This is a genomic window from Pseudomonas hydrolytica (assembly GCF_021495345.1).
In the GTDB taxonomy this organism is placed as follows: Bacteria; Pseudomonadota; Gammaproteobacteria; order Pseudomonadales; family Pseudomonadaceae; genus Aquipseudomonas; species Aquipseudomonas hydrolytica.
On record NZ_CP099397.1, the window covers coordinates 1,667,896 to 1,683,769 of the forward strand.

A 15,874-nucleotide genomic window follows, 5' to 3' on the forward strand; every position below is an offset into this window, starting at 1 on the left:
TCAGAGTTCCTCTTTGTCGTGGTCGAAAAATCCGCTTACACGGCCAACAAGGTGAGCAATGGCCGCAGGGCCAAAGACCAAACCAAAGAAAGTCGCGAAAGCGGCCGCTAGTTGCACGCCGTCAGGCATGGCGAACAACTCAGCTATGGTGATCGACCCCGCCCATTCAGCCGGGGTGATCAATACGTACCCCGTGCATTCGCCGGTAAACTCACCAGCCGCCACTAGGGCGTTAGTGGCTTGATCGACGTAGACACAGAGCGGGAGTGCCATGGGTTAATCCTCGTACCGACCGTCGTAGTTCTCAGCGGGAATTTCCTCGCTGTTACAGAACGCACAAACGCAGTGGTCATCGTCGATGTCAGCCCACTCGAGTTCGTCGTCCTCAAGTTCGTTGCCGCATTCATCGCAGATATGAGAAATCGCCATTACGCACCTCCGAGATAAGTTGCGAGGCCAGCCGCGCACAGGCCTACAGACCACAACGTCATTACCGGCAACTTGAGCCGTTTAGGGGCGAAGAACCCCGAGAGAATGCCGAGTAGAAAGCCCGTGAACATGGCTGGCACTCCGCGTTAGGACTTGGCGGCGTCAGCCGGCTGCGATGCAGGCTTACCGCCCTGCGGAGCCGCTTGGCGCTGCTGATGATCAACGATGACCTTGGTCAGTACCTGTGTATTGGTGGTGCGACCAAAGCGGTCAGTGACGGGGCGAATCTGGCTTTCGAACTTGACCGATACCGGGCCTTGGGTCAGATCGACTTGATCGAGCACCGAGGCATCAGCGCGGTACTCAGTCACCTCATAGCCCTTGGCATTGCCTTGAGCACCGGCAGGGATAGGCGACAACGCTTGAACAGTCGCCATAACTTCGCCGGTATCTTTTTTGGTGTAGTAGTCCGTTTTGGTCACGAACAGGGAAGTAATCGAAGTTGCAGCCGGAATAGCGAAAGACATAGTTATTACCTCTTACAGTTGTGCGCTTAGTTGCGCGTTAGTTGCCTGCTTTAGCGTTTTTAGGCGTGCAGAGGCTCACGGCCCTTAATTGACCTTGTTCGCTTTCGCAGACTTGTTTACTTCGGTCTTACTTTTACAACTTATCGGGCAAGCCCTTCGGGCCGGGCTCTACTCGCTACGCTCACCAAGCCAAACGATGAAGCGTGTTTGTCTTGGCCCTTCGGGTAACGATCCCTCTTGCAACACCAAGGGCTCTGCCCTTGTCATCCCGCTCTTGCCGCCGAGGGCTCGGGAGCTGGGGCGGAAAAGCTGCCCCAACTCCCCAGCTAAGGCTTGTTTGTCGGGCGGGTGTTCAAGGGTGCGCTTCGCCCGTGCTTCCGTTCGCCGGAACGATGAAGCGCGTTCCGACGAGCCGGGAGCGCGGCCCTTGACCTGTTCAATATCGGCGGCGTTGGCGAGAGCGAGAAAGCTCAGCCCTGGCCGCAGCTGGGCGAACGCTTCGCGGGCGCGCCAGTTGCTACGCAGCGAGCCCGCGAAGCGTTTCGCCAGGAGCATCAGCGCGGCCAGGACGATCATTGTCCGACCTCGTGACGGCGTTCGATCTGGTCAGGGCAACCAGCCTCCAGCCAGCTCTGAATAACAGCACCACCGAGACGCCATGCATCAGTACAGCGTTTGCCCGCTTCGACTTGCAGCGCAACGACAACAGAGGCAGGCGCGAGAACATGAAAGCGGCGCTCTTTGTCTTCAATCTCGCTGATGTCTTTACGGGCTGGGATAGTCATAGCAATTGACCCTGTTCAAATGGTTCTCGCAATGGAACAAACGGCGTTGGCTTGCCGGTGTCGCTCACAACGAACCAGTACTTTGGCGGTCGGGCGCTTGGGGTGTGCCGAGCGCAGTTGATAGAAGGCGTCACCGTCCAGCGACCATCGACCTTGGACACTTGCACGGGGCGACAATCGGTGCATGGTTCCGGCTGGGATATAACGGGGGCAGTCGATAGGTGAAAGGATGTCCAACACACAGAGCAAACGCAGTTCACGGGGTGCGGCTGGCGCAGGTACTGGCTGAGGCTTTTCATTGGCCGAGTCCCGCGCTTGAGGCTTTACATCAGCAGGAACCCGAGCGGAACCGGAGCACCGGACACAAGGCCATCCATCGACCTCACCATTGCCTTCGCAAGTAGGGCAAGACTCCAAATATTCAGAATCATCAACAAATGGCTCAGCAACTTGCACAGGTGGCTTTGCATAATCCGCATCTACAATGTCGTAGCCACCCATGTAGATGACACGAGGCTTTGCCTCGAGGGCAGCAAGTTGACGGCGCTCATGCAGAACACGCCAAGGAATGACCGGCCCGACATTCGCAGGATGCGGAAACGGCTCACCTAGACAGCCAGAAGCGCTAGAGAGAAGGCGATGAAGATCTAACCACTGATTAGGGGTGATCAAACGAAGCTCAGAAGCAAGATCAATGCGACCGGCGATACGACCCCATTTAGACCAATCTTGATATTGCCCGCGCTGATCAAGAGGCTGCATACGGTAGTCAACGAGCTGGCAAAGAAGGGAGCGCAAGAAGGTTTTCAGTTGATCGCTCACGATACCCACTCCTGTTCAGCCAGGTGCTGACGCCAAAGAACGCAATTGACCATGCGGCGCTTTCCGACCTTGAGGGAAGGCAGAACAGCCTTTTTGACCCAGGCGCGAGCCATATCAGGCGTTACACCGTTCCGTGCGGCCCAAACCTCAGGCAGCTCAACATCAGCAAGGGGCGCCGCTTGGGTGTGATCTAGGTTTTCCGTTTCCATTGTCTGGGTCATTCCGGCACTATTTAGGGTCATTAGCGGCTTGATCCTGGCCACGCATCCGTGATGCACACCCATTAAGCCGTTTCATTAAATCCGGCAATATTTGCCGGTTCCATATTGACGATTATAGGTATGCGGAACATCTTGACCAGCAATATTTGCCGGTTTTATAGATGTTTTAGGAATATGAGAGAGCGCTTTGTTGCGATACTTGAGCATAAGAAGCTGACAGCAAAGAAGCTGGAGCAGCTGACCGGCATCGACCGAGAAAAATGGTACGCGCTACGGAAAGGCGGGAGGCGAATCAACGAGGACGACATAAAAGCAATCGTTGATCTTGCGCCGGAGTATGCGCTTTGGCTGGTAACGGGCGGCATAGCCCCAGAGTGCGGCCAGACTAGCCCAGAGTACGACGATGCCAATTCAAACTTGACCAGTCACCACGCGGGATAGCGATCACCAAAGAAGCGGCGCGACGTTGGTTCCACCGAACGAGGGATGACAAATGAGCCTAGAAGACAGGGATTGGTACAAGGAAGACTTTGATAGGCGAACAGGCCGTTCTAGCAAACGCGGGCAAACACTAGACGAACGCGACGACTGGAAAGAGAGAAAACACTCAGAGCCCCAGCCAAAGGCAAAGAACGAGCGCCCAGCAGAGCGCGTCAAGCGCCGGGAACAGGCAAAACCAACAGAAGAAGAAAAACGGGCCTACCAACAAGTGCCGCCAGCCCATACATTCCTTGCAGCACGGTACGAATTAGCCATACGCCGCCGGACTCAGAAGACTTTTTGGGCTGGAGTAGTGGGCGGAATGATAGCCGGCGCCGCACTGGCCGAAACAATCAGGGCATTAATGTAGTGTCGATAATGTGTCGAAAACACTGACCCTAACAGACCCGGAATTGACCCGACAGCACAAGCTAAGCCCTTGAATTGACACTAAATAGGCCCGCAGTGACACCCTGTGACGAAGGATATAAACTTTCCGGCCTTTACGGAGAGACCAGCGGTTCCGACGAGCCCCTTGCATGAAACCTATCCAGCTGCCTCTGGGGGTGCGTCTGCGCGATGACGCCACCTTCGCCAATTACTATCCCGGCGCCAATGCCGCGGCCCTCGGCTATGTCGAGCGGCTGTGCGAGGCCGATGCCGGCTGGACGGAGAGCCTCATCTATCTATGGGGCGCCGAAGGGGTGGGCCGCAGCCATTTGCTGCAGGCCGCCTGCCTGCGTTTCGAGCAGCGCGGCGATGCGGTGGTCTACCTGCCGCTGACCGAGGTGGTGCAGCACGGCCCCGAGCTGCTCGACAATCTCGAGCTGTGCGAACTGGTCTGCCTGGACGATCTGGATGCGGTGGCCGGGCGCAGCGACTGGGAAGAGGGCCTGTTCCACCTGTTCAACCGCCTGCGCGACAGCGGCCGGCGTCTGATGCTGGCCGGTACCATGTCGCCGCGCGAGTTGCCGATTCAACTGCCCGATCTGAAGTCGCGACTGACCCTGGCGCTGGTCTTCCAGCTGCACGAGCTGTCCGACGAGGACAAGCTGCGCGCCTTGCAGCTGCGCGCCTCGCGTCGTGGCCTGCAGATGAGCGATGAGGTCGGACGCTTCATCCTCACCCGTGGCGAGCGCAGCATGAGTGCGCTGTTCGAGCTGCTGGAGCGTCTCGATCAGGCCTCGTTGCAGGCCCAGCGCAAGTTGACCATTCCCTTTCTCAAGGAAACGCTGGGCTGGTAGGCGCAGCCGCAAACCAATATGCGCCGGTTGGCGCATCGCGCTGCCTGATTCAGAGTCCGAGCGGCCCTTGGTGCACGCGGCGCACCCTACGAGGGAAACCTGTAGGGTGCGCCGTGCGCACCAACAAGAACGCCGTGCTGCCTACTCTCCCGCCAACTTGCGGTCGTACTGGAAGCGCCAGCGCGTATACAGCAGCGCCGTGCAGAACAGGTTGAAGCTGATCAGCGCTTCCAGCACGCCGAACAGCGCGCGGGCCGGGTCGATGGCGGCGAGCACGCCCTGGATGAAGTAGATGTTGACCACGAAGCAGCACCAGGCGTGGGCGCGGGCGTTGCCCATCAGCATGCCGGGGGCGAGCAGGGCCAGGGGCAGCAGCTGAATGGCCAGGACCACGCCGATGCGCGCCCCGTGCAGGTCGGCGAACGCCAGGTTCCACACCAGCAGCAAGGCCGTCAGCGCGACGAAGCTGAGCAGGCTGAGGGCTCGGCTCAGCTTCAGGCGGGGTTCCAGCCAATCGAGGCTGGGCAAGGGTTTCTTCGCTCGGGCCACGGTCAGCGCTCCAGCTTGCCGGCGAGCTGCGCCAGGCGCTGGCCGAGGGCGCGGCACAGGGCCGTCTCGTGTTCGTCCAGGGCGCGCTTGCCGTCGCCGCCCGCATGATGGCTGGGGCCGTAGGGCGTGCCGCCACCGCGGGTTTCGAGCAGAGCCGACTCGCTGTAGGGCAGGCCGCAGATCAGCATGCCGTGGTGCAGCAACGGCAGCATCATCGACAGCAGCGTGCTCTCCTGGCCGCCGTGCAGGCTGGCGGTGGAGGTGAACACGCCGGCGGGCTTGCCCACCAGCTCGCCCGTCAGCCACAGGTTGCTGGTGCCGTCGAGGAAGTACTTCAGCGGCGCCGCCATGTTGCCGAAGCGGGTCGGGCTGCCCAGGGCCAGGCCCGAGCAGTTCTTCAGGTCGTCCAGCGTCGCGTAGGCTGCGCCCTCGTCGGGAACGCTGGGCGCCACCGCCTCGCATTCGCTGGAGACTGCCGGCACGGTGCGCAAGCGGGCTTCCAGGCCGGCCATTTCGACGCCGCGGGCAATCTGGCGGGCCATCTGTGCGGTAGCGCCGTGGCGGCTGTAGTAGAGCACCAGGATATAGGGCGCGCTCATGCCAGCAGCTCCAGAACCTTCTCCGGTGGGCGACCGATCACGGCCTTGTCGCCTGCCACCAGAATCGGTCTCTCGATCAGCCTGGGATGTTCGACCATCGCGGCGATCAGTTGCGCTTCGCTGAGGCTGGCATCGGCGAGGTTCAACGCCTTGTATTCATCCTCGCCACTGCGCAGCAGGTCGCGGGCGCCGATGCCCAGTTTGCCGAGCAGGCTCTTGAGGTCGCTGGCACTGGGCGGCGTCTCCAGGTAGCGCACGACGGTGGGCTGCAGGCCGCGGGCTTCGAGCAGCTCCAGCGCACCGCGGGATTTCGAACAGCGCGGGTTGTGATAGAGGGTCAGGTCGGTCATGGTGGGTCGCATCCGGCTTGAGATGGCGGCTATTCTAACCGCCTGCCGCGTGGATGCACGAAAACCGCCGGGGCACTTTGCTGCGACCTTTTCGCGCGGCGGTGGTCAGTTGAGGTTACAAGGCTAAGGAGAAGGCATGCATCGTCGTCTGAAGGACTGGCTGGGGTTCTGGCTGAGTCTGTATCAGCGTTTTATCGAAAATCGCGGCGCGGGTAACGCCGCGGCGCTGACCTATACCACCTTGTTCGCGGTGGTACCGATGATGACCGTGACCTTTGCCATGCTCTCGGCGATTCCTGCGTTCCAGGGCGTCGGCGAAGAGATCCAGGGGTTCATCTTCAATAACTTCGTGCCTTCTACCGGCGAGACGGTGCAGGAGTACCTGCGCGAATTCACCGCCCAGGCGCGACAGCTGACCTGGTTCGGCGTGGGCCTGCTGGCGGTCACTGCCTTCCTCATGCTGGTGACCATCGAGAAGACCTTCAACGTGATCTGGCGGGTGCGTCAGCCGCGCCGAGGCATGTCCAGCTTCCTGCTCTACTGGGCGATTCTCAGCCTGGGGCCGCTGCTGCTCGGCGCGGGGTTTGCGGTCAGCACCTATATCGCTTCGCTGTCGCTGATTTCCGGGCCGGACGCCGTGGTCGGGGCGAAGACGCTGCTGGCGTTCACGCCGCTGCTGTCGAGCATCGCGGCCTTCACCCTGCTTTATGCGGCCGTGCCCAACACCCGCGTGCCGCTGCGTCACGCGCTGCTCGGCGGCCTGTTCAGTGCCATCCTGTTCGAGATCGCCAAGGCGCTGTTCGGGCTGTATGTCCGGCTGTTCCCGGGCTATCACCTGATCTACGGCGCCTTTGCCACGGTGCCGCTGTTTCTGGTGTGGATCTACCTGTCGTGGCTGATCGTGCTGCTCGGTGCCGAGCTGGTCTATGGCCTGTCGCAGCCGCGGCGCTGGCGCCGGCAGCCGTTGCCGCGGGCGTTGATCCTGCTGGTGGTGCTGCGTCTGTTGCTGGCGCGCCAGCAGAAGGGCGAGGCCCTGCATTACGCACAGATGCAGCGTGGCGGCTGGAGCCTGCCGGAAGACGAGTGGAGCGAGGTACTGGACTTTCTCGAGCGCGAGCATCTGGCCTGTCGTGCCAGCGGCGGAGGCTGGGTGCTGTGCCGCGATCTGCACAACTTCAGCCTGCATCAGCTGCTCGAGTGCAGTCCCTGGCCGCTGCCCAATCTCTCGCAGTTGCCGGCGCAGCTGGACGAACCCTGGTATCCGGCGCTGCGTCAGGCGCTGGAGCGCTTGCAGAATGAACGCAAGGAGCAGTTCGGCGTGAGCCTGGCGGCCTGGCTGTCGGGTCCTGGCTGAGACGATGCGAAGGCGGGGCTTGCGCTGGCAAGTGACAAAAAAGGTCAGTTTGCGGCATCGAGCCTTCGCGCTACTGTCATTGCTACGCGCCAGGCCCCGTTAATTGCGGGAGTTGCGCTCTGGCACGCTTCTGGCAACTGCAGGATCAGTTGCTATCGAACTGCCAGCAGAGGCAGGGATCGCTAAGGAATAAGGCAGTAATGACAGGCAAGACCAAGGTAATTCATCTTCATCGACGCGACCCGCAAGAGGCGCTGACGCGGCTCAACCGCATTACCGCTCTGCAGTTCGCCCGCTGGCCGGATTCGCTGCTCGCGCATGTCGCTCCGGAGAATCTGCAGCAGGTCGACGAGCCTGTTCAGCAACCCTCTGCCGCCCCGGGCGTGTCTTCCGGCTGAAACGAAAACCCCGCGACTGAGCGCGGGGTCTTGTGCATCTGCCGGCTTCAGGCCATGGCCTGGCGGCTCTCGCTGCTGGCCAGCTCGACAGCCTGGACGAAGAACTCCTCGACCACCATGGTCTGCGCCGGCACGGCCGAGCGCAGGCGCACCTGCATATCCTCGATCTTCTGCTTGACCGGCATGCGGGCGATGCCCGACAGCAGAATCTTGCCCTGGGCGTTGACCTTGCCGTGGTCGACGTTGACCTCCCGGCGTTTGTCGCCGTCGCGGTAGCTGACCAGCAGCGATACCGGCAGATTGGCCAGACCCGGCAGTTGCAGCCAGGTTGCGACGTTGTATTCGGCCACGCGTCCCTCGTAGGGGGTGACCTGCAGGCGAGCGTCGTCGACGATGCGGGAGGGCACGGAGCCGATCAGCTTGTCTTGCGCTTGGGACATGATGGGGATTCCAGGCTGAGTGAAACATCAGTGCCAGGAATTATAAGCAGGGCCCTGTCAGCGAAACTGTGCAGTTGGCAGCCACGCGGCGTGACTGGTATCGCAGTTTTGCGTATCAGGCCAGGTGCAGGGGATGGCGAGTCACCGAGGCTGTTTCCAGATTGCTCGCCGGCAGCGGCAGGATGGCCTGGTTGTGCACGCTGGCGAGCTGCAACCAGAGGTGCTCGCCGGGGGCGAACTGGCCGTTGGGCAGCCACAGGCCATGATGCCAGCCGTTGCCCGGTGCCGGGGTGCTCTGCAGCACGCCCGGGTGGGTCTGGGCGTTGGGCGCACGACGCAGCCATACCGGCCGCGGCAGTCCCTTGAGGTAGCGCAGGCCAAGGTGCAGCCCCTCGCCCCCTTGGTGGCGCCAGCGTACCAGGGCCAGGGTCGGCGTACCGTTGGTGAGCAGCAACACCAGTTGCCCGACCAGCAGGTGTACGCCTGCATCCGCGTTGCACAGCAGCCGCGCGCCACCGGCGCTGGCGTCGACAATCTGCGCTTCGGTGCGCTGCGGCAACTTGTCCAGCAGTTGTGCATGGATAGCCGGCAGGCCTGCCACCAGGCTGCACTGGCCGGTGAACTCGGCTCGTTCGTGACGGCGCTGCTGGCGGCCCAGCCAGTGCTGGCGCACACGCTCGAGCAATTGCCGTTCGAGCGTGCTTTGCAGGGGGGCGGGCTCATGCAGGGCGATCAGCAGGGCGCCCAGCTCGAAGCGGCGCAGATTGTCCGGTTCGCCCTCGATAGGCTGGTCGAAGGCCAGGCAGGCCTGCGATTCGCTGAGGTCGACGATGGGGCCTTCGGCGTCATCATCCTCATCCCAGGGTTGCAGGCGCGCCAGACCGGCCAGCGGGGCGAGGGCGCCGAACAGGGTGAGGCATTCGCCTTCGGCGAGATGGAAGGGATTGCTCAGCGCCAGTAGCAGCATCTGCTGATACAGGCCGCGCAAGGTGCTCGCCGGTTTGGGCTGGAAGGCCGCGGCGACGGGCTCGTCCAGGCACTGCTGATGTTCGCCGATCCAGTACAGCAGATGGCTGTCGCGCCACAGTGCGGCGGGCGGCTCCTGGTACAGCTGGTAGTGGCGCAGCAGTTGCTGAGCGAGAAAGTGCTGGGCCATGTACAGGCACCAGGCCAGGTGCGGTAGCGACGGCTGGCGGCCCTGAAGAATCTGCAGCAGCAGGCGTTTGAAGCCTATCGCCAGTTCGCTGCACAGGCGCACGAACAATGCGCTGGGCGCCTGCTGGTAGGCGGTCAGAACGGCGTAGTGGCGATACTCTTCACTGAAGCTTTGCAGCGCGCGCTGCCTTTCCAGTAAGGTCAGACCGCTGCGATTGAGCGTGAACAGCAGGCCGAGCAGTTGCTGCAGGCCATGTTCGGGCTCGAGTCGTCGCGCGGCGATGAGTCGTTCGGCGATCTGTGCCGGGGCAATCTCGCTGTCGCCACGGATATCAGGCACTTCCAGGCGCAGGGCATCCAGCGTCATATCAACCCCGAGTGGACGAGGATCGAGTACATGGGCTTAGGGCTCCGGATGATCTACAAGGCAGTCATGGGTATCTGCGCCGGCCTGCTGCTGACTGGTTGCGCCGAAGACTTCGGCCTCGACCAGCATGGACGAAAGGTAACGGCTGACAGCCTGGATAGCCAGTGGCTGATCATTAATTATTGGGCCGAATGGTGCGCGCCGTGCCGTACCGAAATTCCCGAGCTCAATGCCTTGGAAGATGAGCTGAAAACGCGCTCGGCGCGAGTGCTGGGCGTCAACTTCGACGGACTGCAGGGCGAGGACCTCAAGCGCGCGGCGCAGGCCTTCGACATTCGCTTCACCGTGCTCGCCGACGACCCCGCGCCGCGCTTCGAGTTGCCGCGCAACGACGTGCTGCCGGTGACCTACATAGTCGACGCCGACGGCAAGCTGCGCGAGCGCCTGGTCGGCGAGCAGACCGCCGCCGGCCTGCTGGCGCATCTGCAGCGGCTGCGCGGCGAATAGAACGAGCGCCGTCGGGGCAAAGGCGTGAGGCGAGTAGGGTGCGCCGCGCGCACCGATGATCCTTCGGACGGGGCACACTCCGGCGGCCCTTCGGGGGTGGAGTCGGTGCGCACAGCCCAGGCGGCCCCGCGACACCCTAAGGTTCAACTGCTCACCAACCGGGCACCCCGCTCATATCCGGCAACTGGTGGGCGATGCCCTTGTGGCAATCGATGCAGGTGGCCTCGCCGCTGGCCAGCGCGCTGGAATGCATCTGCCGGGCGCGCGGGCTCTGCTTGGTGAAGTCCATGTAATCGAAGTTGTGGCAGTTGCGGCATTCCAGCGAGTCGTTGGCCTTGAGCCGTGCCCATTCGTGCTCGGCCAGCTCGCGGCGTTTATCCAGAAACTTGTCGCGGGTGTTGATGGTGCCGAAGATCTTGCCCCAGACCTCCTTCGACGCCTGCATCTTGCGCGCGATCTTGTCCGTCCACTGGTGCGGCACATGGCAGTCCGGGCAGGTGGCGCGCACGCCGGAGCGGTTGCTGTAGTGAATGGTGTCTTGCAGCTCGACGAACACGTTGTCGCGCATCTCGTGACAGGAGATACAGAACTGCTCGGTGTTGGTGGCTTCCAGCGCGGTGTTGAAGCCGCCCCAGAAGATGATCCCGGCGATGAAGCCGCCCAGGGTGAGAAAGCCCAGGCTGTAATGCACGCTCGGACGACGCAGGATGCCCCAGTATTCCCTGAGCAGGGCCAGTAGTGACTTCATGAGGCCTCCTCAGGGTTTCGCGGTGCCGGCTGCTTCGTCTTCGAGCAGGTGGTCGATATTGCGGAAGCTGTTGCCGATCAGGGGTTTGACCTCCTGCTGGGGCACGTGGCACTGGGTGCAGAAGTAGCGCCGTGGCGACACGGCAGCCAGCGGCTGACCATCACGATCCATGTAGTGGGTGATGCTGATCATCGGCGCCTGGCTGCGGGCGCTGCCGGCCCGGCTGTGACAGGTCAGGCACTTGTTGCCGTTGGCGTCCACCTGGTAGCCGCGAATGCTGTGCGGGATGGTCGGTGGCTGTTCCGGGTAATTGCGCTCGCGGCGCAGGTCCTTGTTCTCCTCGTTGCCCAGCACCGGTGCCGGCAGGGTCTGGCTTAGGGTGCCGCCGGGCCGGCGACCGTCCGGTGCGGGAGCGTCGAGTGGATAATCGAGCTCACCGGCGATGGCCAGGCCGAAGGCGGCGAGCAGTAGCAGAGGCAGGAAACGCAGGCTCATGACGGCTCTCCTCAGGCCAGGCTGACCAGTTCGATCTTCACCGCACACTTCTTGTAATCGGTCTGCTTGGAGATCGGGTCGGTGGCGTCCAGGGTGACCTTGTTGATCAGCTTGTTGGCGTCGAAGAAGGGCACGAACACCAGACCGCGTGGCGGCTTGTTGCGCCCGCGGGTTTCGATGCGGGCGCGGATCTCGCCGCGCCGGCTGATCACCTTGACCTCGCTGCCACGTCGCGCCTTGAGTGCCTTGGCGTCGTCCGGGTGCATGTACACCAGGGCATCGGGCACCGCGCCGTGCAGCTCCTCGACGCGCTGGGTCATGCTGCCGGTGTGCCAGTGCTCCAGCACGCGGCCGGTGCTGAGCCAGAACGGAAACTCGTCATCCGGCGCCTCGGCTGGCGGCTCGTAGGGCAGGGCGAAAATCAGCGCGCGCTTGTCCGGGTAACCGTAGAACTGCACGCCGCTGCCTTTTTCCACATAGGGGTCGTGGCCCTCGCGATAGCGCCAGCGCGTCTCCTTGCCATCGACCACCGGCCAGCGCAGGCCGCGCTCGGCGTGGTAGCTGTCGAACGGCGCCAGGTCGTGGGCGTGGCCGCGGCCGAACCGGGCGTATTCCTCGAACAGCCCCTTCTGCAGGTAGAAGCCGAAGGCCTCGGCCTCGTCGTTGGCGTAACCGGCCTCGATCTGCTCGCTGGGGAACTGGTCGACCTGGCCATTGGCGAACAGCACCTGATACAGCGTCTTGCCCTTGTAATCCGGCGCCTTGGCCAGCAGTTCGGCGGGCCAGACCTCGTCGGTGGTGAAGCGCTTGGAAAATTCCACCAGTTGCCAGAGGTCGGACTTGGCCTCGCCCGGCGCCTTCACCAGTTGATGCCAGAACTGTGTGCGGCGCTCGGCATTGCCGTAGGCCCCTTCCTTCTCCACCCACATGGCGCTGGGCAGGATCAGGTCGGCGGCCTGGGCCGAGACGGTGGGGTAGACGTCGGAGACGATGACGAAGGCCTGCGGGTTGCGCCAGCCGGGGAGGATCTCCTGCATCACGTTGGGGCCGGCCTGCATGTTGTTGCTGACCTGGGTCCAGTAGACCTTGAGCACGCCGTCCTTGAGCTTGCGGCTCTGCTCCACGGCATGGAAGCCGGGCTTTTCCTGGATGGTGCCGGGCGGCAGCTTCCAGATCTTCTCGGCGGTTTCGCGGTGCTTGGGGTTGGCCACCAGCATGTCGGCGGGCAGGCGATGGGAGAAGGTGCCCACCTCGCGCGCGGTGCCGCAGGCCGAGGGCTGGCCGGTGAGGGAGAAGGGGCTGTTGCCCGGCTCGCTGATCTTGCCGGTGAGCAGGTGCAGGTTGTAGATCAGGTTGTTGGCCCAGACGCCGCGGGTGTGCTGGTTGAAACCCATGGTCCAGAACGACATGACCTTGCGCTTGGGGTCGGCGTACAGCTCGGCCAGCGCCTTGAGGCGCTCGGCCGCCACGCCGCTTTCCTTGGCGGTGCGCTCCAGCGTGTAGGGTTTGACGAAGGCGGCGAACTGCTCGAAGGACATGTCTTCCCAGGTGTTGGCCTTGGCCGCGTTCTTGGCCTGCATTTCCAGCGGGTTATCGGCGCGCAGGCCGTAGCCGATGTCGTCGGCGCCGCGGGCGAACTTGGTGTGCTTGCCGACGAAGTCCTTGTTCACTGCGCCGCTTTCGATGATGTGGTTGGCGATGTAGTTGAGGATCAGCAGATCGGTCTGCGGTTTGAATACCAGCGGGATGTCGGCCAGATCGAAGCTGCGGTGCTCGAAGGTGGAAAGCACCGCGACCCTGGTGTTCGGGTGGCTGAGGCGGCGATCGGTGACCCGGCTCCAGAGGATCGGGTGCATCTCGGCCATGTTCGAGCCCCACAGCACGAAGGCATCGGCGGCCTCGATGTCGTCGTAGCAACCCATCGGCTCATCCATGCCGAAGGTGCGCATGAAGCCCATCACCGCCGAGGCCATGCAGTGGCGCGCGTTGGGGTCGATGTTGTTGCTGCGAAAGCCGGCTTTCATCAGCTTGTTGGCGGCGTAGCCTTCCCACACCGTCCACTGGCCGGAGCCGAACATGCCGACGGCCTCCGGACCCTGCTCGGCGATGGCCTGCTTGCTCTTCTGCGCCATGATGTCGAAGGCCTGGTCCCAGCTCACCGGCTGGAATTCGCCCTGCTTGTCGTACACACCGTTCTTCATGCGCAGCAGCGGCTGGGTGAGGCGGTCGACGCCGTACATGATGTTCGACAGGAAGTAGCCCTTGACGCAGTTCAGGCCGCGGTTGACCTCGGCCTTGACGTCGCCGTGGGTGGCCACCACGCGGTTGTCGCGGGTGGCGACCATCACGCTGCAGCCGGTACCGCAGAAGCGGCAGGGCGCCTTGTTCCAGTCCAGGCGGGTCATGTCCGCCTCGGTGATCAGGTTACTGGCGGTGCTGGCAAGCGGCAGGCCAGCCGCCGCTGCGGCAATGGCAGCGGCGTTGGCTTTGGCGAATTCACGGCGGGAAAGCTTCATTCTGCGTCTCCCTCTGCTTCGAGGAGTTCGTGGTAGACCAGGGCAGCATTGAGCACGCCCGGTAACGCGTTGATCTGTTCGATGCGCGCGAGGATGTGGCGCTCGTGTTCGGTCTCCAGCACCACCACCAGCTTGCCCTGGGGGCTCTCCTGGTGCAGTTCGAGGCCTTCGAGCTGGCGCAGGTTGGCTTTCACCGCGGCGAGCAGCTCGGGCCGTACGTGTACCAGCAGGCTGGATATGTGCAGGGAGGCGGCCATGTTCCGTGGCTCCGTTTGGTAAAGAAGGATCAGGTGGGTGGGCCTGGCGGCCCCAGCAGCATCTGCATGAACCAGATGATGAATCCGTAGCCGCCGACCAGGGCGACCGAAAGAAGGGGGAAGAGGCAGACGACGAGAAAGACGAACAGGCGGGTTTCCTTGCCTTTCGTGGCTTTGCCCTCGGGCGTGCTATCCATTCGCTCGGCTCCATTGCGTTCCGTTTTTCAGGCTAGACCCTAGCTTTCGTGTGGGCAAAGTCCGTTGAGCTGGATCAAGGGGAGAGGTTTTACCGGCGAAGGGCGGCGGCGTTCGAAATTTTCGATAGCGTGCTAATATTTATCCCTCGTTCCACTGCGGGGCCGTTGGCCGTTGCTTCGCCGCTTGCCCGCGTCATGTTTCGTGAGCCGTCTTGCCCATGTCCGCTACTCATCTCAGCCGTGGCAGCGCCGGTTATCGGCGCGCCACTCTGGCATTGTTCTGCGCCGGTTTCGCCACCTTCGCCATGCTCTACTGCGTACAGCCGTTGCTGCCGCTGCTCGCCGCGCACTTTCGCGTGTCGGCCGCCAGCAGCAGTCTGGCGCTGTCGCTGACCACCCTGAGCCTGGCGCTGTGTCTGCTGGTATCCGGCGCCCTGGCCGAAAGCTGGGGGCGCAAGCCGGTGATGGCCGCGGCGCTGGGGTTGGCGGCGCTGCTCGGTATCGCCTGCGCCTTCGTGGAGCAGTGGAGCAGCCTGCTGATACTGCGGGCGTTGCTGGGGCTGGCGCTGAGCGGCTTGCCGGCCCTGGCCATGGCCTACGTCGGTGAAGAGTTCGATCCCGAGGCGTTACCGGCGGCCATGGGCCTGTACATCGGCGGGACCGCCCTGGGTGGCTTGCTCGGGCGTCTGCTCGCCGGTCTGCTCAGCGACCTCGGCGGCTGGCCCTGGGCGCTGGGCGGCATCGCCGGTCTTGGCCTGCTGGCGCTGGGGCTGTTTCTCTGGCTGCTGCCGCCGTCCCGGCATTTCCGGGCGCAGCCATTGTCGCTGCGCGGGTTGCTCGGCAATTTCGCTCTGCACCTGGGCAATCCTCGCCTGCGCGTGCTGTTCGCGCTGGCCTTCCTGCTCATGGGCGGCTTCGTCGCGCTGTTCAACTACGTGGGCTTTCGTCTGGCAGGTGCGCCGTTCAACCTCTCCGCCACGGTGATCGGCCTGTTGTTCACCGTCTACCTGCTGGGCATCTTCAGCGCTGGCTGGGCCGGGCGCCTGGTACCGCGCTTCGGTGCGCGCCAGGTTCTGTTCGGCGCGATCGCCCTGATGCTGCTCGGGGTAGCCCTGTGCGCCGCGCCCTGGCTGAGCGCTGCGGTGGTCGGCCTGGCGCTGTTCACCCTGGGCTTCTTCGCCGCGCACGCGGTCGCCAGCGGCCAGGTCGGTGCGCATGCCAAGGGGGCCAAGGCGCAGGCCTCGGCGCTCTATCTGTGCGCCTACTATCTGGGCTCGAGCCTGGTGGGCTATGTCGGTGGCTATGTCTGGGAACATGCCGGCTGGCTGGCGCTGCTGGCCGTGCTGGCTTCGCTGTTTGGCCTGGCGGGCGCTCTGGCGCGACGTTTGTAACCCTCATTGCCGCTCGTTCAGGGCAGGTTCAAGGAGGGTTCAG

General features: G+C 63.2%; 21 protein-coding genes. 7 read left to right on the forward strand and 14 right to left on the reverse strand.

Going from position 1 to position 15,874, the window contains the following annotated elements; translation table 11 throughout:
- The 3 genes from L1F06_RS07650 to L1F06_RS07660 all read right to left on the reverse strand — a co-directional run bounded on the left by L1F06_RS07650 (position 1) and on the right by L1F06_RS07660 (position 1,532).
- Positions 1–273 carry a hypothetical protein gene (locus L1F06_RS07650; RefSeq protein WP_129483155.1) on the reverse strand — a complete coding sequence of 91 codons (273 nt, stop codon included), beginning with the start codon at positions 271–273 and terminating at the stop codon, positions 1–3.
- A gap of 302 nt (positions 274–575) precedes the next feature.
- Positions 576–956, reverse strand: coding sequence for a DNA-binding protein (locus tag L1F06_RS07655; RefSeq protein WP_129483154.1), 381 nt, complete (start codon positions 954–956; stop codon positions 576–578).
- 168 nt (positions 957–1,124) lie between these two features.
- Positions 1,125–1,532 carry a hypothetical protein gene (locus L1F06_RS07660; RefSeq protein WP_177491177.1) on the reverse strand — a complete coding sequence of 136 codons (408 nt, stop codon included), beginning with the start codon at positions 1,530–1,532 and terminating at the stop codon, positions 1,125–1,127.
- Between L1F06_RS07660 and L1F06_RS07665 the strand changes: the two genes are divergently transcribed.
- Entirely contained in the window at positions 1,532–1,750 is a 219-nt protein-coding gene (locus L1F06_RS07665) for a hypothetical protein (RefSeq protein WP_129483153.1), read from the forward strand. The two genes, L1F06_RS07660 and L1F06_RS07665, sit on opposite strands and share 1 nt — an antisense overlap.
- Here the strand turns inward: L1F06_RS07665 and pflM are convergent.
- Complete coding sequence (gene pflM, locus L1F06_RS07670) at positions 1,738–2,040, reverse strand: lysogeny maintenance protein PflM (RefSeq protein WP_129483152.1); 303 nt, start codon at positions 2,038–2,040, stop codon at positions 1,738–1,740. The two genes, L1F06_RS07665 and pflM, sit on opposite strands and share 13 nt — an antisense overlap.
- A 1,237-nt stretch (positions 2,041–3,277) precedes the next feature.
- On the opposite strand from pflM, the gene L1F06_RS07680 reads away from it, so the two are divergent.
- Together L1F06_RS07680 and hda are read left to right on the forward strand one after the other, a co-directional pair.
- Positions 3,278–3,634 carry a hypothetical protein gene (locus L1F06_RS07680; RefSeq protein ID WP_129483151.1) on the forward strand — a complete coding sequence of 119 codons (357 nt, stop codon included), beginning with the start codon at positions 3,278–3,280 and terminating at the stop codon, positions 3,632–3,634.
- Positions 3,635–3,803: 169 nt separating this feature from the next.
- Positions 3,804–4,508, forward strand: coding sequence for a DnaA regulatory inactivator Hda (hda, locus tag L1F06_RS07685; protein WP_129483150.1), 705 nt, complete (start codon positions 3,804–3,806; stop codon positions 4,506–4,508).
- A gap of 141 nt (positions 4,509–4,649) precedes the next feature.
- Here hda and L1F06_RS07690 read toward each other — a convergent pair whose 3' ends face one another.
- Genes L1F06_RS07690 through arsC form a run of 3 tightly spaced genes read right to left on the reverse strand, consistent with a single transcriptional unit; the run spans position 4,650 to position 6,006 of the window.
- Positions 4,650–5,057, reverse strand: coding sequence for a DUF2069 domain-containing protein (locus L1F06_RS07690; protein WP_003244310.1), 408 nt, complete (start codon positions 5,055–5,057; stop codon positions 4,650–4,652).
- Between the two features lie 2 nt (positions 5,058–5,059).
- Positions 5,060–5,656, reverse strand: coding sequence for an NAD(P)H:quinone oxidoreductase (gene wrbA / locus L1F06_RS07695; protein WP_129483149.1), 597 nt, complete (start codon positions 5,654–5,656; stop codon positions 5,060–5,062).
- Complete coding sequence (gene arsC, locus L1F06_RS07700; protein ID WP_129483148.1) at positions 5,653–6,006, reverse strand: arsenate reductase (glutaredoxin); 354 nt, start codon at positions 6,004–6,006, stop codon at positions 5,653–5,655. The genes wrbA and arsC overlap by 4 nt, the downstream gene beginning before the upstream one ends.
- A gap of 136 nt (positions 6,007–6,142) precedes the next feature.
- Between arsC and L1F06_RS07705 the strand changes: the two genes are divergently transcribed.
- Together L1F06_RS07705 and L1F06_RS07710 are read left to right on the forward strand one after the other, a co-directional pair.
- Complete coding sequence (locus L1F06_RS07705; protein ID WP_129483147.1) at positions 6,143–7,360, forward strand: virulence factor BrkB family protein; 1,218 nt, start codon at positions 6,143–6,145, stop codon at positions 7,358–7,360.
- Positions 7,361–7,560: 200 nt separating this feature from the next.
- A complete protein-coding gene (locus tag L1F06_RS07710) occupies positions 7,561–7,758 on the forward strand; it encodes a hypothetical protein (protein WP_129483146.1) in 198 nt (65 codons plus the stop codon).
- A 47-nt stretch (positions 7,759–7,805) separates the two neighbouring features.
- On the opposite strand, the gene L1F06_RS07715 is transcribed toward L1F06_RS07710, so the two are convergent.
- Positions 7,806–8,198 carry a hypothetical protein gene (locus L1F06_RS07715; RefSeq protein WP_012019144.1) on the reverse strand — a complete coding sequence of 131 codons (393 nt, stop codon included), beginning with the start codon at positions 8,196–8,198 and terminating at the stop codon, positions 7,806–7,808.
- A 115-nt stretch (positions 8,199–8,313) separates the two neighbouring features.
- Positions 8,314–9,720: a PilZ domain-containing protein gene (locus L1F06_RS07720; RefSeq protein WP_129483145.1), complete on the reverse strand. Its 1,407-nt coding sequence runs from the start codon at positions 9,718–9,720 to the stop codon at positions 8,314–8,316.
- 48 nt (positions 9,721–9,768) lie between these two features.
- Between L1F06_RS07720 and L1F06_RS07725 the strand changes: the two genes are divergently transcribed.
- Positions 9,769–10,227: a TlpA disulfide reductase family protein gene (locus tag L1F06_RS07725; protein WP_012019142.1), complete on the forward strand. Its 459-nt coding sequence runs from the start codon at positions 9,769–9,771 to the stop codon at positions 10,225–10,227.
- 151 nt (positions 10,228–10,378) lie between these two features.
- On the opposite strand, the gene L1F06_RS07730 is transcribed toward L1F06_RS07725, so the two are convergent.
- From L1F06_RS07730 to napE, 5 genes are read right to left on the reverse strand one after another with little or no spacing between them, the layout of a single operon-like run.
- Positions 10,379–10,975, reverse strand: coding sequence for a cytochrome c3 family protein (locus L1F06_RS07730; protein WP_129483144.1), 597 nt, complete (start codon positions 10,973–10,975; stop codon positions 10,379–10,381).
- A gap of 9 nt (positions 10,976–10,984) precedes the next feature.
- Positions 10,985–11,470, reverse strand: coding sequence for a nitrate reductase cytochrome c-type subunit (locus tag L1F06_RS07735; RefSeq protein ID WP_129483143.1), 486 nt, complete (start codon positions 11,468–11,470; stop codon positions 10,985–10,987).
- An 11-nt stretch (positions 11,471–11,481) separates the two neighbouring features.
- Complete coding sequence (gene napA, locus L1F06_RS07740) at positions 11,482–13,986, reverse strand: nitrate reductase catalytic subunit NapA (RefSeq protein ID WP_129483142.1); 2,505 nt, start codon at positions 13,984–13,986, stop codon at positions 11,482–11,484.
- Entirely contained in the window at positions 13,983–14,243 is a 261-nt protein-coding gene (locus tag L1F06_RS07745; RefSeq protein ID WP_129483141.1) for a chaperone NapD, read from the reverse strand. The genes napA and L1F06_RS07745 overlap by 4 nt, the downstream gene beginning before the upstream one ends.
- 29 nt (positions 14,244–14,272) lie before the next feature.
- Complete coding sequence (napE, locus tag L1F06_RS07750; RefSeq protein ID WP_129483140.1) at positions 14,273–14,440, reverse strand: periplasmic nitrate reductase, NapE protein; 168 nt, start codon at positions 14,438–14,440, stop codon at positions 14,273–14,275.
- A gap of 218 nt (positions 14,441–14,658) precedes the next feature.
- Here napE and L1F06_RS07755 point away from each other — a divergent pair, with 218 nt between their 5' ends.
- Complete coding sequence (locus tag L1F06_RS07755) at positions 14,659–15,831, forward strand: MFS transporter (protein WP_129483139.1); 1,173 nt, start codon at positions 14,659–14,661, stop codon at positions 15,829–15,831.
- The last annotated feature ends 43 nt before the right edge of the window (positions 15,832–15,874 follow it).

What these genes read in the sequence shown, in the direction of transcription:
- L1F06_RS07650 (WP_129483155.1), bottom strand. Translation starts at nt 273, where the DNA reads ATGGCACTCCCGCTCTGTGTCTACGTCGATCAAGCCACTAACGCCCTA.
- L1F06_RS07655 (WP_129483154.1), bottom strand. Translation starts at nt 956, where the DNA reads ATGTCTTTCGCTATTCCGGCTGCAACTTCGATTACTTCCCTGTTCGTG.
- L1F06_RS07660 (WP_177491177.1), bottom strand. Translation starts at nt 1,532, where the DNA reads ATGATCGTCCTGGCCGCGCTGATGCTCCTGGCGAAACGCTTCGCGGGC.
- pflM (WP_129483152.1), bottom strand. Translation starts at nt 2,040, where the DNA reads ATGAAAAGCCTCAGCCAGTACCTGCGCCAGCCGCACCCCGTGAACTGC.
- L1F06_RS07680 (WP_129483151.1), top strand. Translation starts at nt 3,278, where the DNA reads ATGAGCCTAGAAGACAGGGATTGGTACAAGGAAGACTTTGATAGGCGA.
- hda (WP_129483150.1), top strand. Translation starts at nt 3,804, where the DNA reads ATGAAACCTATCCAGCTGCCTCTGGGGGTGCGTCTGCGCGATGACGCC.
- wrbA (WP_129483149.1), bottom strand. Translation starts at nt 5,656, where the DNA reads ATGAGCGCGCCCTATATCCTGGTGCTCTACTACAGCCGCCACGGCGCT.
- arsC (WP_129483148.1), bottom strand. Translation starts at nt 6,006, where the DNA reads ATGACCGACCTGACCCTCTATCACAACCCGCGCTGTTCGAAATCCCGC.
- L1F06_RS07705 (WP_129483147.1), top strand. Translation starts at nt 6,143, where the DNA reads ATGCATCGTCGTCTGAAGGACTGGCTGGGGTTCTGGCTGAGTCTGTAT.
- L1F06_RS07710 (WP_129483146.1), top strand. Translation starts at nt 7,561, where the DNA reads ATGACAGGCAAGACCAAGGTAATTCATCTTCATCGACGCGACCCGCAA.
- L1F06_RS07715 (WP_012019144.1), bottom strand. Translation starts at nt 8,198, where the DNA reads ATGTCCCAAGCGCAAGACAAGCTGATCGGCTCCGTGCCCTCCCGCATC.
- L1F06_RS07720 (WP_129483145.1), bottom strand. Translation starts at nt 9,720, where the DNA reads ATGACGCTGGATGCCCTGCGCCTGGAAGTGCCTGATATCCGTGGCGAC.
- L1F06_RS07725 (WP_012019142.1), top strand. Translation starts at nt 9,769, where the DNA reads ATGATCTACAAGGCAGTCATGGGTATCTGCGCCGGCCTGCTGCTGACT.
- L1F06_RS07730 (WP_129483144.1), bottom strand. Translation starts at nt 10,975, where the DNA reads ATGAAGTCACTACTGGCCCTGCTCAGGGAATACTGGGGCATCCTGCGT.
- L1F06_RS07735 (WP_129483143.1), bottom strand. Translation starts at nt 11,470, where the DNA reads ATGAGCCTGCGTTTCCTGCCTCTGCTACTGCTCGCCGCCTTCGGCCTG.
- napA (WP_129483142.1), bottom strand. Translation starts at nt 13,986, where the DNA reads ATGAAGCTTTCCCGCCGTGAATTCGCCAAAGCCAACGCCGCTGCCATT.
- L1F06_RS07745 (WP_129483141.1), bottom strand. Translation starts at nt 14,243, where the DNA reads ATGGCCGCCTCCCTGCACATATCCAGCCTGCTGGTACACGTACGGCCC.
- napE (WP_129483140.1), bottom strand. Translation starts at nt 14,440, where the DNA reads ATGGATAGCACGCCCGAGGGCAAAGCCACGAAAGGCAAGGAAACCCGC.
- L1F06_RS07755 (WP_129483139.1), top strand. Translation starts at nt 14,659, where the DNA reads ATGTCCGCTACTCATCTCAGCCGTGGCAGCGCCGGTTATCGGCGCGCC.